Annotated in this window: 1 protein-coding gene; it reads left to right on the top strand. The window is 30.8% G+C overall.

Features of this window, described 5'->3' with window-relative positions; all coding sequences use genetic code 11:
• The first annotated feature begins 133 nt into the window (after positions 1–133).
• The gene (gene xerA, locus BQ7364_RS00050; RefSeq protein ID WP_072682797.1) at positions 134–1129 is read left to right on the top strand and encodes a site-specific tyrosine recombinase/integron integrase; all 996 of its coding nucleotides are present in this window, start codon (positions 134–136) and stop codon (positions 1127–1129) included.
• Positions 1130–1142 lie beyond the last annotated feature (13 nt).

Genomic DNA, 1142 nt, shown 5'->3' with positions numbered 1-1142 from the left:
CAGAGCGATAAATCAAAATTAGCAGTGCAGCAGTCACTGGAAAAAACACAAGAATTATTTGATAGTTTAATGCAAAAATATTTTGGATAGTTGAGTAATGGTTGGAGTGAGGTTGGTAATGGAGGTTATTAGTATGAAAGAAACCATTATCAAAGAAATTGAACAATCTTTACTTAAATATTTAAATAACGCTCAAATGCAGATGCTTGATATTGTTTTAACTCGATGCTTTGAAAAAGTGGAAATTAAAGCTTTGGAGAATTCTGTGAGTGAGATCTGCAAATATTCCAATGAAGAATTAATCTCTAAATTCATATCTGCTAAAGAAATAGAAGGTTGTAGTAAAAGAACTACAAAGTATTATGAATCTACTTTGATTAAAATGAATGAAAAAATCGATATGAGTATAACATATATGACTACTGATGATTTGCGCACATATTTGACAGATTATCAGAAAATGAATAATTGTTCTAAGGCAAGTGTGGATAACATTAGACGGAATTTAAGTAGTTTCTTTTCTTGGCTAGAAGAGGAGAATTATATCTTAAAGAGTCCGATGAAGAGAATTCATAAGATTAAGACAGATAAAGTAATTAAAGAAACATATTCTGATGAAACGTTAGAATTGCTTAGAGATAATTGTACAAGTTTAAGAGATCTAGCAATTATTGATCTGCTATCTTCAACAGGAATGCGTGTTGGAGAGCTGGTAAAATTAAATATTAACGATATTGATTTTGAAAATAGAGAATGTGTAGTTTTTGGCAAGGGCAATAAAGAAAGACCAGTATATTTTGATGCAAGAACGAAGATTCATTTAAAGAATTATTTAAAAACGAGAACTGATAATAATCCAGCATTATTTGTTTCTCTAGATTTACCACATGATAGATTAAAAATAAGTGGGGTGGAGATCAGATTAAGGCAGCTTGGAAGAAGATTAGGAATTTCGAAAGTTCACCCGCATAAATTTCGAAGAACTGTAGCTACAAAAGCGATCGATAAAGGAATGCCCATAGAACAAGTACAAAGTTTATTAGGGCATTCTCAAATAGATACGACGATGCATTATGCAATGGTCAATCAGAATAATGTTAAAGAATCTCATAGACGATATATAAGTTAGCAAATTCGGATTT

Origin of the sequence: Holdemania sp. Marseille-P2844 (assembly GCF_900120005.1) — a bacterium.
In the GTDB taxonomy this organism is placed as follows: Bacteria; Bacillota_I; Bacilli_A; order Erysipelotrichales; family Erysipelotrichaceae; genus Holdemania.
This window is presented reverse-complemented; position numbering and strand designations above follow the sequence as displayed.